General features: G+C 72.3%; 16 protein-coding genes, 1 pseudogene and 1 riboswitch. Of the genes and pseudogenes, 9 read left to right on the top strand and 8 right to left on the bottom strand.

Annotated features, from left to right (window positions below):
* Together ABZ490_RS11730 and ABZ490_RS11725 are read left to right on the top strand one after the other, a co-directional pair.
* A pseudogene (locus ABZ490_RS11730) lies at window positions 1–79 on the top strand (gamma-glutamyl-gamma-aminobutyrate hydrolase family protein); the annotation flags it as partial.
* 90 nt (window positions 80–169) lie between these two features.
* Window positions 170–412, top strand: coding sequence for a (2Fe-2S)-binding protein (locus ABZ490_RS11725; protein ID WP_358988023.1), 243 nt, complete (start codon window positions 170–172; stop codon window positions 410–412).
* On the opposite strand, the gene bfr is transcribed toward ABZ490_RS11725, so the two are convergent.
* Window positions 409–888, bottom strand: coding sequence for a bacterioferritin (bfr, locus tag ABZ490_RS11720; RefSeq protein ID WP_055637255.1), 480 nt, complete (start codon window positions 886–888; stop codon window positions 409–411). The two genes, ABZ490_RS11725 and bfr, sit on opposite strands and share 4 nt — an antisense overlap.
* A gap of 175 nt (window positions 889–1063) precedes the next feature.
* On the opposite strand from bfr, the gene ABZ490_RS11715 reads away from it, so the two are divergent.
* A complete protein-coding gene (locus tag ABZ490_RS11715; RefSeq protein ID WP_358988019.1) occupies window positions 1064–1696 on the top strand; it encodes a sulfite oxidase-like oxidoreductase in 633 nt (210 codons plus the stop codon).
* Between the two features lie 3 nt (window positions 1697–1699).
* Here the strand turns inward: ABZ490_RS11715 and ABZ490_RS11710 are convergent, their stop codons facing one another.
* The 6 genes from ABZ490_RS11710 to thiO all read right to left on the bottom strand — a co-directional run bounded on the left by ABZ490_RS11710 (window position 1700) and on the right by thiO (window position 7559).
* Window positions 1700–2185 carry a DUF4396 domain-containing protein gene (locus ABZ490_RS11710; RefSeq protein WP_358988016.1) on the bottom strand — a complete coding sequence of 162 codons (486 nt, stop codon included), beginning with the start codon at window positions 2183–2185 and terminating at the stop codon, window positions 1700–1702.
* Window positions 2186–2271: 86 nt separating this feature from the next.
* Window positions 2272–3162: a deoxyribonuclease IV gene (locus ABZ490_RS11705; RefSeq protein ID WP_358988013.1), complete on the bottom strand. Its 891-nt coding sequence runs from the start codon at window positions 3160–3162 to the stop codon at window positions 2272–2274.
* A 34-nt stretch (window positions 3163–3196) separates the two neighbouring features.
* Window positions 3197–5146, bottom strand: a complete 1950-nt coding sequence (gene pknB, locus ABZ490_RS11700; protein WP_358988010.1) for a Stk1 family PASTA domain-containing Ser/Thr kinase — start codon at window positions 5144–5146, stop codon at window positions 3197–3199.
* 225 nt (window positions 5147–5371) lie between these two features.
* Window positions 5372–6166, bottom strand: coding sequence for a thiazole synthase (locus ABZ490_RS11695; RefSeq protein ID WP_358988007.1), 795 nt, complete (start codon window positions 6164–6166; stop codon window positions 5372–5374).
* A gap of 5 nt (window positions 6167–6171) precedes the next feature.
* Window positions 6172–6372 carry a sulfur carrier protein ThiS gene (gene thiS, locus ABZ490_RS11690; protein WP_358988046.1) on the bottom strand — a complete coding sequence of 67 codons (201 nt, stop codon included), beginning with the start codon at window positions 6370–6372 and terminating at the stop codon, window positions 6172–6174.
* A 20-nt stretch (window positions 6373–6392) separates the two neighbouring features.
* Complete coding sequence (gene thiO / locus ABZ490_RS11685; protein ID WP_358988004.1) at window positions 6393–7559, bottom strand: glycine oxidase ThiO; 1167 nt, start codon at window positions 7557–7559, stop codon at window positions 6393–6395.
* Window positions 7557–7669, bottom strand: a riboswitch (TPP riboswitch). It overlaps the preceding gene by 3 nt.
* A gap of 74 nt (window positions 7670–7743) precedes the next feature.
* Here thiO and ABZ490_RS11680 point away from each other — a divergent pair.
* The 6 genes from ABZ490_RS11680 to ABZ490_RS11655 all read left to right on the top strand — a co-directional run bounded on the left by ABZ490_RS11680 (window position 7744) and on the right by ABZ490_RS11655 (window position 12711).
* Window positions 7744–8094, top strand: coding sequence for a hypothetical protein (locus ABZ490_RS11680; RefSeq protein WP_358988001.1), 351 nt, complete (start codon window positions 7744–7746; stop codon window positions 8092–8094).
* 98 nt (window positions 8095–8192) lie between these two features.
* Window positions 8193–9374 carry an FAD-dependent oxidoreductase gene (locus ABZ490_RS11675; RefSeq protein ID WP_358988044.1) on the top strand — a complete coding sequence of 394 codons (1182 nt, stop codon included), beginning with the start codon at window positions 8193–8195 and terminating at the stop codon, window positions 9372–9374.
* Window positions 9375–9467: 93 nt separating this feature from the next.
* The gene (locus tag ABZ490_RS11670) at window positions 9468–9833 is read left to right on the top strand and encodes an Rv2175c family DNA-binding protein (RefSeq protein ID WP_358987998.1); all 366 of its coding nucleotides are present in this window, start codon (window positions 9468–9470) and stop codon (window positions 9831–9833) included.
* Window positions 9834–9879: 46 nt separating this feature from the next.
* Entirely contained in the window at window positions 9880–10533 is a 654-nt protein-coding gene (gene thiE, locus ABZ490_RS11665) for a thiamine phosphate synthase (RefSeq protein ID WP_358987995.1), read from the top strand.
* Window positions 10534–10699: 166 nt separating this feature from the next.
* Window positions 10700–11623 carry a methylenetetrahydrofolate reductase [NAD(P)H] gene (gene metF / locus ABZ490_RS11660; protein ID WP_358987993.1) on the top strand — a complete coding sequence of 308 codons (924 nt, stop codon included), beginning with the start codon at window positions 10700–10702 and terminating at the stop codon, window positions 11621–11623.
* 56 nt (window positions 11624–11679) lie between these two features.
* The gene (locus ABZ490_RS11655; protein WP_358987990.1) at window positions 11680–12711 is read left to right on the top strand and encodes a hypothetical protein; all 1032 of its coding nucleotides are present in this window, start codon (window positions 11680–11682) and stop codon (window positions 12709–12711) included.
* A 19-nt stretch (window positions 12712–12730) separates the two neighbouring features.
* Here ABZ490_RS11655 and ABZ490_RS11650 read toward each other — a convergent pair whose 3' ends face one another.
* Complete coding sequence (locus ABZ490_RS11650) at window positions 12731–14203, bottom strand: NAD(P)/FAD-dependent oxidoreductase (RefSeq protein ID WP_358987987.1); 1473 nt, start codon at window positions 14201–14203, stop codon at window positions 12731–12733.
* Window positions 14204–14390 lie beyond the last annotated feature (187 nt).

The raw sequence follows: 14390 nt of genomic DNA, 5'->3' as shown, positions 1-14390 counted from the left end.
GAGCGCCGTGCCCACGTACCACCACCAGGCCGTCGACCGTCTCGGCCGCGGTCTGGTCGCGAGCGCGTACGCGGCGGAATGCGATCCGCGCCCCACTCCACTTTTGTCGTCACTGAGTGCCGGGTAAGGTTAGGTTAGCCTTATTGATCTCGGCGGGAGGTGAATCCGCGTGTACGTCTGCAGCTGCTTCGGAGTGACCGAAGCGCAGGTCCAGCAGCATGCGGAGAACGGTGCCTGCACACCCCGCCAGATAGCCTCCGCCTGCAAGGCCGGCACGGACTGCGGCTCGTGCGTCCGCCGTATCCAGGCGATCCTCGGCCGCGGGGCCTGCCCGCGGCGCGACCTGGCCGACCAGGGCCGCCCCGTCCTGTCGGACCTGGGGGACCTGGAGGACCTGGGAGAGGCCGCCTAGCTCTCCGGCTGCTCGATCAGCTGCGCGATGTACAGGGCGTCACCGAGCTTCTCCACCAGCTCCAGCTGGGTGTCGAGGTAGTCGATGTGGTGCTCCTCGTCCTCGAGGATCGACTCGAAGATGTTCGCCGAGGTGATGTCGCCCTTCTCGCGCATCACCTTGATACCGCGCTTGAGACGGTCGATCGCCTCGACCTCGATCTGCCGGTCGGCCTCGAACATCTCCTTGACGGTCTGGCCCACCCGCACATGGAACAGCCGCTGGTAGTTCGGCAGGCCCTCGAGGAACAGGATCCGGTCGGTGAGCACCTCCGCGTGCTTCATCTCGTCGAAGGACTCGTGCCGCGTGTACTTCGCGAGCTTCGTCCAGCCGAAGTTCTCCTGCATCTTGGCGTGGAGGAAGTACTGGTTGATCGCGGTGAGCTCACCGGTGAGCTGCTCGTTCAGGAACTCGATGACCTCGGGGTCGCCCTGCATCGCAGAGGCTCCTTCCACCTGGGGATTCGGGGAGGTTGCCGCCGCATGATTGCACCGGTGGGGAAGATCGTCCAGTAAGTGCGTACTTAGTAAGTTAGTGCATGCTTAGTCGGTGTTGCCCGATTCGGGACATGGCCGGTCATGTGCACTGTGTCGGGTCTGTCAGGATGGAGACATGGGTCAGTCGGTGGAGCGCGAATCTGGAGAAGCAGCAGCGTCCGAGCTTCCTCCGGGACAGCGACTCCAGCGTGGCTGGCCGGTCACCCACTACGGCCCGGTCCCGAAGTTCCGGCCCGAGCGCTGGGAGTTCCGGATCTTCGGCGGCACCGCCGACGGCGAGAAGCGCTGCTGGAACCACGAGGAGTTCACCGCCCTCCCGTACACGACCGTCGTGGCCGATCTGCACTGTGTGACCAAGTTCAGCATGCTCGGCGCCGAGTGGGGCGGGGTCCCGGCCCGGACCCTCCTGGAGATCGCCCCGCCCGCCGTCGACGTCACCCATGTGATGGTCTGGGCGGAGTACGGCTTCAGCTCCAATCTGCGCCTGGAGGACTTCGCCGCCGAGCGCACGATCTTCGCCACCCACAAGGACGGCGAACTCCTCACCGCGGAGCACGGCTTCCCCGTCCGGCTCGTGGTGCCCCACCTCTATGCCTGGAAGGGGCCCAAATGGGTCCGCGGCGTCGAGTACATGACCGCCGACCGCCGCGGTTTCTGGGAGGAGCGCGGCTACCACAACATCGGCGACCCCTGGAAGGAGCAGCGCTACTCCTACCAGGAGGAACCCGGGGACGGCCCCGAGCTCTGAGCCTCAGTGGTGGTACCGGTGCACCACCGCGTGCCCCTTCCCGCGCCCGATCATCCACTTGTTGACCGGCACGGTCACCACGAAGGCGAGGGCCAGCGAGATCGCCAGCGAGGCCCAGAACAGCACGTCGGACAGCGTCGCGTCCATCGCGTCGGGCCACAGCACGATCACACCGTTGTCGATCAGCTCCATCACCGCGATCGACAGCGTGTCCGCGGCCAGCGCCACCCGCAGCGCGGCACGGAAGCCGAGGCCGGCCCGCAGTACCCCGCGCAGGGTGAGCGAGTAGCCGAAGAAGAAGGCCAGGACGATCGCCAGGATCGTGGTCGACAGATTGCCCCAGCCGAGCGCGGTGCCCACGACCATGCCGAGCACCTCACCGATGGCGCAGCCGGTGAGGCAGTGCAGGGTGGCCTGGGCGGCCATGGCCCAGGTGGCGGCCGGTGTCGTGGTGTGGTGGACGTGCGCGGTGTGCGTCTCGTGCTCCATGGGTGCCCCCAATGCCGGATGACGGTTCCTGACTCGCTCGCCTCAAGGAACCGTATACCCCCCTGGGGTATTCCCGAACGTACGGGTCACGCGTCCCGGAGTTTCTTCAGCCGCTCCACGTCCGCCGCGTGCCCCTCCTTGCCGCCGGGCGTCTCGATGATCAGCGGTACGCCTTCGGTCGCCGGGTGGGTCATCAGCGCGCGGAACGGGTCCTCGCCGATGTGCCCGGCGCCGATGTTCTCGTGCCGGTCCTTGTGGGCGCCGACCACGTCCTTGGAGTCATTGGCGTGGATCAGCTTCAGCCGGCCCTCGCCGACGGTGTCCACCAGCAGATCCAGGGTCTCGTGCATCCCCGACGGGCCGGTCAGATCGTGCCCCGCGGCGAAGATGTGGCAGGTGTCCAGACAGACGCCGAGCCGGGGATGCGCGTCCAGCGCCTCGAAGTACGGCCCGAAGTCCCAGGTCCGGGAGCAGAGCGAGGAGCCCTGCCCGGCGGTGGACTCCAGCAGCAGGAACGGGTCGTCGTCATGGGTCAGCTCGTCCAGCAGCGGCAACAGGTGCTCCCGCACCTGCTTCAGCGCCACGGACCGCTCCCGCCCGCCCGTCGCGCTCCCCGTGTGCACGACCACCCCCAGCGCGCCGATCGCCCGCCCCCGGCGCAGCGAGTGCCGCAGCGACTCCACCGACCGCTCCACCGTCGCCTCGGTGTGCGACCCGAAGTTGATCAGGTACGGCGCGTGCACGTACGCCGGGAGCGACCGCGCCGCGCAGGCCTCCCGGAACGCCTCGTCCTGCGCCGGGTTGCCCACCGGGGTGGCCCACCCGCGCGGGTTGGCGACGAACACCTGGACCGTCTCGGCCCGCAGCTCCTGGGCGTACGACAGGCCCACGGAGTGCAGTCCGCCGGCCACGGGGACATGGCCGCCGACGGGGTTGCGGGACGGGAACGGCGCTGCGGGGCGGGGTGGCTGACTCACCCGTTCAGGGTGTCATGCGGGGCCCGCCGTCCGGTCACCGGATGGTGATCGTGATCGTCGACCCCTTGGGCGCGGTGTCGCCGCCGTCCACCGACTGCTTCTTCACCGTGTCGCCGAACAGCCCGAGCAGCCCGCGGTCCTCCTTGACCTGGAAACCGGCCCCTTCGAGCGCCGTCCTCGCGTCGTCGACGCTGTCCCCGACCACGTCCGGGACCTCGACCATCTCCGGGCCCTTGGACAGGGTCAGCGTGACCGTGTCGCCGTCGGCGGCCCGGCTGTCGGCCTCCGGGGTCTGCGCCGCGACCTGGCCCTTGTCGAACGCGGAGGTGACCTGCTCGGCGGAGACCTCCACCGTCAGACCGGCCTCCTCCAGCTCGGCCTTCGCGTCGTCCAGGTCCTCGCCGGTGACGTCCGGGACGTCGATCGCGCTGCCCTTGCTGACCACGATCGAGACCGCCGAACCCGCCCGCCGCCTGGTGCCCGCCTCCGGGGAGGTGCTGATCACGAAGCCCTTGATCACGTCGTCGCTGAACGCCTCGGTGACCTGCCCCGGCTCCAGGCCGTCCGTCTTCAGCAGGCCCTTGGCCTTGTCCAGCCGGGACCCCGTCACATCCGGCACCTTCACCGTCTGCGGGCCGTCGGAGACGGTGAGCGTGACCGAGTCGTGCTTGCGGATCCGGGTGCCCGGCTCCGGGTCCGTGCTGATCACGGTGCCGCGTCCGACGGTGTCGCTGTAGGCGTGCTTGACCGCCCCCACCTCGAGTCCGGCGGCCTCCAGTCGCTGCTCCGCCTTCGCCCGTGACTGCGTCAGCACCGCCGGCACCTTGGTGAACTGCCCGGAGTTGATGTACCAGACGCCCGCGCCGACGCCGATCACCAGCAGGACGACGGTGACGAGGGCGAGCAGTCCGCGCCGGGGCCCCGTCCCGCGCCGGCGGGGAGGCAGCGGGGGCGGACTCTGGAACCGGGAGGTCCGGTTGACGTCCGGCCCGAAGCCCTCCGGCCCGAACCCGTCCTCCTCGTTGACCGGCAGCGGCCGGGGCACGGTCAGCGAGCGCGGGATCACGCTCGTCCGGTCCTCGGCGTTGTCATGGGCGGCGGACACGGCCTGCGGCGGCACGGCGTCGAGCTGCTCCTCGGTCAGCCCGGCGCGGGCCTCCCGCACCTCGCCGAGCAGCGCGACCGCGTCCTGCGGCCGCACGTCCCGGGTGCGGGCGGTGGCCGAGGCGACCAGGTCGTCCAGCGCGAACGGCAGCCCGGGGACCTCGGCGGAGGGCGGCGGCACGTTCTCGTGGAGATGCTTGTAGAGCACGATCGCGGGGGAGTCGCCGTCGTGCGGCTTCTCCCCGGTGAGCATCTCGTAGAGCACGACACCGCACGCGTACACGTCGACCCGGGGGTCGGCGGCGCCGGGCGTCTCGATCTGCTCGGGCGCGAGATAGGCGACGGTCCCGAGCACGGCGCCGGTCGTGCTGGTGACGGTGTCGACGGACCGCACCAGCCCGAAGTCCGCGACCTTGACCCGCCCGTCGTCCCCTATCAGCACGTTCTCGGGCTTCATGTCGCGGTGCACGAACCCGGCCCGGTGCGCGGCGCCGAGCGCGGCGAGCACCGGCTCCAGGATGTCGAGCGCGGCCCTCGGCTGGAGGGCCCCCCGCTCCCGCAGCACGTCCCGCAGGGTGCAGCCGGCGATGTACTCCATCGCGAGATACACGTACGACCCGTCCGTGCCCTGGTCGAACACCTGTACGACATTGGGGTGCGCGAGCCGTGCGACGGACTTGGCCTCCCGGATGAACCGCTCGACGAACGACCCGTCGGCCGCGAGCGCCGGATGCATCACCTTGAGGGCGAGCACACGGTCGAGGCGGGTGTCCACGGCCCGGTAGACCGTGGCCATGCCGCCCACGGCGATCCGCGCCTCGATGCGATACCGCCCGTCGAGCACCTGCCCGACCAGAGGGTCCTGAAGGGTCGTGTCCACGCAGCGAGTCTACGAGCCACGACCGACACCCCACCCACACCCACCCATTCGGAGCACGACTGAAGCGGACCTGTGACGCGAGGCGCAGGGGGGTGGCGGGTGGGGGAGGGGGAGCCGCGAAGGCCGACCGGGAGGGAGAGCCGCCGATGGTGGACGACCCCTGCGGGTCGGTCCACCTCTCGACGTACTGGAAACGGGTGGTGCGAGGGTGGGAGAGGGGGAGGGTCAGAAGGCGGGGCGTTCCGGGTCCAGGGCGGCCAGACCCTCCGTGGGGGACGACGCCTCCGCGAAGTAGCGCCGGGGAATGCGCCCCGCCAGCCGCGCCCACCGCCCCGCCTCCACCCCGGCCCGCATGGCTGACGCCATCCGCGCGGGATCCGGCGACCGCGTCACCGCCGACGCCAGCATCACCCCCGCACACCCCAACTCCATCGCCAACGCCACATCGGACGCCGTCCCGGCCCCCGCGTCCAGAATCACCGGCACCCCCGCCCGCTCCACGATCAGCTGGAAGTTGTGCGGGTTGCGGATCCCGAGCCCCGACCCGATCGGCGACCCCAGCGGCATCACCGCCGCACACCCCACGTCCTCCAGCTTCCGCGCCAGCACCGGATCGTCGTTCGTGTACGGCAGCACCGTGAACCCGTCGTCCACCAGCGTCTCCGCCGCCTCCAGCAACTCCACCGGATCCGGCAGCAGCGTCCGCTCGTCGGCGACGACCTCCAGCTTCACCAGCGACGTCCCGAGCGCCTCCCGCGCCAGCCGCGCCGTCAGCACCGCTTCCCCGGCCGTGAAACACCCCGCCGTGTTGGGCAGCACCCGGATGCCGAGCCGCCGGAGCACCGACAGCACCGAGCCCCGTACACCGGGGTCCACCCGCCGCATCGCCACCGTCGTCAGCTCGGTCCCGGACGCCACCAGCGCCCGCTCCAGCACCTCCAGGCTCGGCGCACCGCCCGTACCCATGATCAGACGCGACGAGAAGGACGTACCGCCGAGGAGGAACGGATCGTCGGCCATGGCGCTCACCCTCCCTGCACAGCGGTCAGGACTTCCACCCGGTCGCCCTCGCGGAGCGCCGTCGCCGGCCACTCCGAGCGCGGCACGACCGTCTCGTTCAGCGCGGCCGCCACCCCGGAGGGCGCCGCCGTCAGGGACCGTACGACGCTGTCGAGGGCCGTACCGGGAGCGACCGCCTGCCGCTCCCCGTTCACGGAGATGTTCACCGGCATGTTCACCTGGACGTTCATACGAGCTGCTCCGAGCGGGCGGCGGCGCCGAAACGCCGGGGGGTGAAGGGGCGGGCCTCGTCGGGGAGTTCCCCGGTGGCCAGGGCATGCGCCAGGGCGTCCCCGGTCACCGGCGTCAGCAGCACCCCGTTGCGGTAGTGCCCGGTGGCCAGCAGCAGCCCCTCCAGCGCGGTCGGCCCGAGCAGCGGCGCGTTGTCGGGGGAGCCGGGCCGCAGTCCCGCGCGCGTCTCCGTCAGCGGCAGTTCCGTGATCCCCGGCACCAGCTCGTGCGCGTCGCGCAGCAGTTCGTACACGCCGCCCGCCGTCACCGCCGTGTCCCAGCCCAGTTCCTCGCTCGTGGCGCCCACGACCAGCTCGCCGTTCTCCCGGGGCACCAGATACACCTGGCTGCCGCGCACCACGGCCCGCACGGTACGGCTGAGGAACGGCGCGTACCCGGTCGGCACCGTCAGCCGCAGCACCTGCCCCTTCACCGGCCGCACCGGCGGCAGCACGTCCTCCGGCACCCCCGCCAGCCGCCCGCTGAGACTCCCCGCCGCGAGCACCACCTGCCCCGCCCCCAGGGCCGTACCGTCTCCCGTGACGACCCCCGCGGCCCGGCCGCCCGCCACGGACAGCCGCTCCGCCCAGGCGCGGTGGAGGACCACCCCGGCCCGCTCGCACGCCACGACCAGCGCGTCGGCCAGCCGCCGGGGATCGATCTGGTGGTCGCCGTCCACCCGCAGTCCGCCCCGCACCCCGGGCGCGAGCATCGGCTCCAGTCGCCGGCACTCCCGCCCGGTCAGCCACTCCGACTCCAGCCCCGACTGCGCCTGCAACGCGTGCAGTTCCCGCAGATGGGCGCGGTCGTCGGCGTCCAGCGCCACCGCGAGCGTGCCGCACCGGCGGTAGCCGAGGTCCAGTCCGGCCGCCTCCGTCAGCTCGGCCGCGAAGTCCGGATAGCGGCGGGCCGAGGCCAGGTTGAGCCCCAGCAGGGTCTGCTCGCCGTAGTGCAGTTCGGTGACGGCGGCCAGCATCCCGGCCGCCACCCGCGCGGCCCCGCCGCCCGGTTCGGGGTCCACCACCGTCGTGGCGAACCCGCGTTGCGCGGCCCGCCACGCCGTGACCAGCCCGATGATCCCGCCCCCCACGACGAGGACGTCGGATGTACGTGTACGCGACATGGGCGTCCAGCCCCTCCCTTCGCCGGCATGACCCGGATCAGGTTCGTACGGTCGGAGGCCGGCCAGCCTCCCTCTCAGCCCGGTGCGTCCGGGCTCCCGCGAGTGCTCTACGTTGGCCACACCCTAGCCCGTGCTTCCGCGCCCCTGTAAAGGGAGCCTCCCGCCCGCAAGGAGCCCTCTCCCCATGCCCCGCTCGCTCGACGGTCTCGTCCTCGCCCCCGTCGCCGACCAGGCCCCGGGCCAGGTCGGCACCCGCACCCGCTTCGCGTACCACGAGGAGGACGGCGTGATCTGGGCGGACTACGCGGGCGGTGATGTCGTAAGAGGCCGTCTCGTGGGTACCCGTAGGGGGGACCGGCTCGACTTCCGGTACGTCCAGCTCAAGCAGGACGGCACGACCTCCTCGGGACACTGCGTCTCGACGGTCCTCGCCCTGCCGGACGGCCGGGTGCGGCTGGAGGAGACCTGGTCCTGGGAGTCGCAGGAGGGCAGCGGAACCAGCGTTGTGGAGCAGGTCACGGAGCACGACCACTGACTGACAGATCGTCAGGTGTCTATGGTGATCAGGTGAGCGAGCTGAGCAGGGAAGAGGACAGGCGGGCCGGGCGGCGCGTGGTGGTCGTCGGCGCCGGCATGGCCGGGGTGCAGACCGCGGTCGCGCTGCGCGAACAGGGCTTCGACGGCACCGTGACGCTGATCGGCGCCGAGCCCCACCAGCCCTACGACCGGCCGCCGCTGTCCAAGGCCGTGCTGCTCGGCAAGGCCGAGGGCTCCGCCTTCGACGTCGACTTCGAGAGCCTCGGCATCGACCTGCTGCTCGGCCGCGAGGTGCTCGGCCTGCGCCCCGCCGACCACGAGGTGGACACCGGGACCGGCCCCGTCCCGTACGACGTCCTCGTCCTCGCCACCGGCGCCGAACCGGTCCGGCTGCCGGGCGCCGAGGGCGTGCCCGGCGTCCATCTGCTGCGCACCCTGGACGACGCCGAACGACTGCGGCCCGTCCTCGCCGCCGCGCACGACATCGTGGTCGTCGGCGCCGGCTGGATCGGCGCCGAGTTCGCCACCGCCGCGCGCGAGGCCGGCTGCGCGGTCACCGTCGTCGAGGCCGCCGACCGGCCCCTCGCCGGTGCCCTGCCCGCCGAGGTCGCCGCCCCGATGACCTCCTGGTACGCCGACAGCGGCACCGACCTGCGCACCCACGCGCGCGTGGCCCGCGTCGAGCCCGGCGCGGTCGTCCTCGACGACGGCACCCGGCTGCCCGCGGGCGCCGTCGTCGTCGGCATCGGCGCCCGCCCCGCCACCGGCTGGCTGGCCGGCTCCGGCGTCGCCCTGGGCCCCCACCACGAGGTCCTGGCCGACGACCGGCTGCGCACCTCCCTCCCGGACGTGTACGCGGTCGGCGACTGTGCCTCCTTCCCCTCGGCGCGCTACGGCGAACGTCTCCTCGTCCACCACTGGGACAACGCCCTCCAGGGCCCCCGCACGGTCGCCGCGAACATCGTCGGCGCGGCCACGGACGAGCCCCCGGCCGTCTACGACCCGGTCCCGTACTTCTGGTCCGAGCAGTTCGGCCGCTTCGTCCAGTACGCCGGCCACCACGCCACGGCCGACCGCCTGGTCTGGCGCGGCGACCCGACGGGCCCGGCCTGGAGCGTCTGCTGGCTCCGCGACGGCCGCCTGACCGCCCTCCTGGCCGTGGGCCGCCCCCGCGACCTGGCCCAGGGCCGACGCCTGATCGAATCGGCCACCCGCATGGACCCGACGGCACTGGCAGACCCCGGCCGCCCTTTGAAGACCGCGACCGCACTTACCTAGGGGCGCGGGGAACTGCGCGACAAGCCCCCACTCACCCGCACCCGACCACGCACCCATCGCCGCCCGCTCCCACATGCGCCTACCCTTGACCCCGTGACCGAGATTGACGCAAAGACCGATGCTCTCGTCCCCGCCTGGCTGACCGTGCCCGACATCGCGGAGATGCTCGATGTCGACGTGATCCGCGTCCGGCAGCTGATCAAGGAGGGCCAGCTCATCGCCGTACGCCGCGGGGAGAACCGCGCGCTGCACATCCCCGCCGCCTTCATCGACGGCGACAAGGTGGTCAAGGGCCTCACCGGCACCCTGACGCTGCTGCGGGACGACGGCTTCACGGACGAAGAGATGCTGGAGTGGCTCTTCACGCCCGACGACAGCCTGCCCGGCACCCCCGCCCAGGCCCTCAGCGAGAATCGCGGCACGGAGGTGAAGCGCCGCGCTCAGGCGCTCGCCGTCTGAGACAGCCGGTCTGAGACAGCCGGTACCGACACCACGGGGGACACCGATGACCGACACCGCTCGCGCCCGCCTGGCCGACGCCCGCCTCTATCTGTGCACGGACGCCCGCACCCGCCAGGGCGACCTGCCGGAGTTCCTGGACGCGGTCCTGGCGGGCGGTGTCGACATCGTGCAGCTGCGCGACAAGGGCATGGAGGCCGCCGAGGAGCTGGAGCATCTGGCGGTGTTCGCCGAGGCCTGCGCCCGGCACGGCAAGCTCCTCGCGGTCAACGACCGGGCCGATGTGGCCCACGCCGCCCGCGCCGACGTGCTCCATCTCGGCCAGGGCGACCTGCCGGTCCCCGCGGCCCGCGCGATCCTCGGCGACGACGTCCTCGTGGGCCGCTCCACGCACTCCGAGGCGGAGGCCGAGGCCGCCGCCGTCCAGGAGGGCGTGGACTACTTCTGCACAGGCCCCTGCTGGCCCACCCCCACCAAGCCCGGCCGGCCCGCCCCCGGTCTCGGTCTGGTCCGGCACACCGCCGCCCTCGGCACCGACCGTCCCTGGTTCGCGATCGGCGGCATCGACCTCGGCACCCTCGACGAGGCGCTGGAGGCCGGGGCCCGCCGGGTCGTGGTCGTCCGGGCCCTCACCGAGGCGGACGATCCGGGCGCGGCGGCGGCGGAGTTCGCGAAGCGGCTGCGCCAACCCCAGCTCTAGGACGTCTGCCCGGATGCCTGTCCCGATGTCTGCCCGTACGCCTGCCCGTACGCCTGTCCGTACGCCTGTCCGGATGTCTGTCCAATGGGTGGACAACGGGCCGACAATTCGGGCAAATATCCGGCATCCGGTTGGGTGACCGTCGGCCCCTGGTTAACCTGCCCGTATGGCCCTCGGAACCGCATCCACCAGGACGGACCGCGCACGCACCGTGCGTGACATCCTGGCGACCGGCAAGACGACGTACTCGTTCGAGTTCTACGCGCCGAAGACGCCCAAGGGCGAGCGGAGCCTGTGGGACGCGCTCCGCAGGGTCGAGGCGGTCGCCCCCGACTTCGTCTCGGTGACGTACGGCGCCGGTGGCTCCACCCGGGCGACCACGGTCAAGGAGACCCAGCAGATCGTCGTCGACACCACCCTCACCCCGGTGGCGCACCTCACCGCCGTCGACCACTCCATCGCCGAACTGCGCAACATCATCGGCCAGTACGCCGACGCCGGGATCCGCAACATGCTCGCGGTGCGCGGCGACCCGCCGGGCGACCCGATGGGCGACTGGGTGCCGCATCCCCAGGGCCTCACCTACGCCGCCGAGCTCGTCCGGCTCATCAAGGAGTCGGGCGACTTCTGCGTCGGCGTCGCCGCCTTCCCCGAGATGCACCCGCGCTCCGGCGACTGGGACACCGACGTCGCGCACTTCGTCGACAAGTGCCGGGCGGGCGCCGACTACGCCATCACGCAGATGTTCTTCCAGCCCGAGTCCTACCTGCGGCTGCGCGACCGGGTCGCGGCGGCCGGCTGCGCGACCCCGGTCATCCCGGAGGTCCTGCCGGTGACCAGTGTGAAGATGCTGGAGAGGCTGCCCCAGCTCAGCAACGCGCACTTCCCGGACGTCCTGAAAGAGCGGATCCTCACATACAAAGAGGATCCGGCCGCTGTACGCTCCATTGGCATCGACTTCGCCACGGAGTTCTGCGCACGGCTCCTCGCCGAGGGAGTGCCCGGACTGCACTTCATCACGCTCAACAACTCCACGGCGACACTGGAAATCTACGAGAACCTGGGTCTGCACCACCCGCCGCAGGCCTAGACCGGTCGCTCCGATGTACGACACACTGCGTAGCGGCCACTGGGAGAGGGGCGTACATGGGCTGGACGGTCCTCTACATCGCGTTCGGCATCGTCGCGCTGTGGCTGCTCGGTGAGGTGCTGCTGCAGTACAAGGCGCGCCTGCGCTGGCGACTGCTGGCGTTCGTGGGCTTCCTCGGCGTCGTGCTCGGTGTCCTGATCCCCTCGGTGGTCGTCATCGGGCTGGGCGCGGCCGCCTTCGCGGTCGGCCAGACCTACGTCACGCTGTCCTTCCGCCGGGGCTTCGCCGAGGGCTGGGCCGTGCGCCGCGGCGACGGCGAGGGCGAGGGCCTGCTCCCCAAGGGCCTGGGCAAGGGCCGCCGCTCCAAGGACGACCGCGACGATCCGGACCTGGACGGCGCCGAACCGGGGACCGGGAGCCTGCCCGGCTACGGCGACCTGGACGCCTCATCCTTCGGCGGTGACGGCCCGGCCTACGGCCAGGACAAGGGCGCGGCCGCCTTCCCCGACGAGGACTACGACCGCGACGACGTCTTCACCCCGGCCGCCCGCCCGGCCCAGGCGTCCGCCGCGGAGAGCACCACGGTGTACTCGCCGCAGCCCATGCCCGACGACACCAACGCGTACGGCATATACACCGACGCCGCGTACGAGGAGGCCACCGGCCGGTCCCAGGACCAGTACGCGACGGCCGCCCAGGGCACCGACCAGAGCTACGGCTACGACGGCTACTCCGGGTACAACCAGCAGCAGTACGGCTACGACACCACCGGCGAGCAGCAGTACGCCGCCTACTCCGACCCGTACATCGGCACCCAGACCTACGGCGGCGGCTCCTACGAGGGCGGCTACGACCAGCAGCAGTACGGGCAGCAGGGCTACGGCCAGGAGCAGTACGGCACCGGCGGCACCGGGGGCTACGGGGAGACCCCGGCGGGCGGGGTCTGGGTCCCGCAGCAGCGCACCGACGACCCGTTCGGCAGTGAACTCCCGCCGGAGCAGCAGCAGTACCCGTACCAGGGCGACGGCCAGCAGGGTCAGCAGGGGCAGCAGAACCACGGGTACGACGACCAGCAGTACCGCTTCTGACAGCCCGGCCGTCAGGCCCTCACTGCGAGCCGCGGAACTCCGGTCCCTCCACGATCAGTCCGGCCACCAGCGCACCCGACATGCCCGCGTGGGGCAGCCCGCCCCCGGGATGCGACCAGCCGCCGGCCGTGAACAGCCCTTGCAGACCGGTCGAGTTCGCCGGGTGAAGCAGTCGGCCCCCGGCCGCCGCCAGCGACGGCGCCGGCACGGCACCGCCCGGAGTGCCCGTCTCCGCCGCGATGTCGGCGGGGGTGCGCACCTCGCGCCACAGCACCCGGTCGCGCAGCCCCGGCACGGCCCGCTCGGCGGCCGAGACCAGAGCCTCCACGTGTTCCTCGCGGATCTCCGCCCCCGCGGGCACCGTGGCACCGAGCGTGACCGCCTCGTGGTCCCCGTCCGGCACCAGCGCCGGGTCGCCGGGCCGCAGCACCTGGACCGTCGGCCGCGCGGGCACCGCGGGCGCCGTACCGAACAGGCTCTCCAGCTCGCCCTCGCGGTCACCGCTGTGCACCACCGTCCGGTGCGCGGTGCCCTCAGGCCGGGCACCGCGCAGCGCGAGCAGCACCGTCAGCCGGCTGGGCAGGTCCTGCCGGGGCGGCACCTCACCCTCGCCCCGGACGGGCAGCCCCGCCGCGCCGCCGGGCGCGACCACGACGTCCGCGTCCACCACCTCGCCGCCGCCCAGCTCCACACCCGTCGCCCGGCCGTCCTTCTCCAGCACCCGGACGACCTCGGCGCCGAAGACGAACTCGACCCGGCGGGCCACACACCGCTCGTACACCGCGCGCGCCAGCTCCCGCAGACCGCCGCGCACGTACCACATGCCGAAGGCGTGCTCCATGTACGGCAGCACCGCCGCGCTCGCCGGGGCGTGGCGCGGATCCAGGCCGTACGCGAGCGCGTGCCCGTCCAGCAGGGCGGCCAGCCGGGGGTCGCGCAGCTCCCAGGCGCCCACCTCGGCGAGGGTGCCCGCCCGGCGGGTGCGCAGCAGCTTCCTGTGCGGCACCGCCGGGTAGGGCTCACGGTCGGCCAGCACCCGCCAGTTCGGCCACAGGGGCTCCTCCAGGAGCGGGCGGCGGGTGCGGTCCCAGGCCTCGCGGGCCCGGACCAGGAAGTCGCCCCAGCGCAGGCCCGCGCCCGCGCCGAGCGCCTCGTCCAGGGCGGAGACGACCCCCGCGCGCGAGGCGTTCGGCAGGGACACCGTGGTCCCGTCCGCGAACACGTGCCGGGCCGACGGATCGACCTGGACCAGCTCGACACAGGCCTCCAGCGGCTCCTTGCCGGTCTTGACGAACAGGTCCCGGTAGACCGCGGGCAGGGGCAGCAGCCCCGGCCCGGTGTCGAAGCCGAAGCCGTCCCGTGCGAAGCGGCGCACCGCTCCGCCGTACGTCTCCGTACGCTCGTACACCGCCACCCGGTGGCCCGCGACGGCCAGCCGGGCGGCGGTCGCCATCGCGCCCAGCCCGGCGCCGATCACCGCAATCCGTGCCATGCCCGCGACTTTATCGGCCGCCACTGACAGTCACCGCGCCAGGCCGCGCGGCACGGGGGAGTACGGCGACGGAGGCGCTCGTGACCAGCCGACCGCGGAGCGTTCTGGGGTTGAGCACACAGCCCTGAGTACACGTACCTAGTCAGTGAGTTGAGTACGCGCGCGGATGGGGGCCGGCCTGCGCGGA

The sequence above is a fragment of the Streptomyces sp. NPDC005811 genome, assembly GCF_040630405.1.
GTDB lineage: Bacteria > Actinomycetota > Actinomycetes > Streptomycetales > Streptomycetaceae > Streptomyces.
This window is presented reverse-complemented; position numbering and strand designations above follow the sequence as displayed.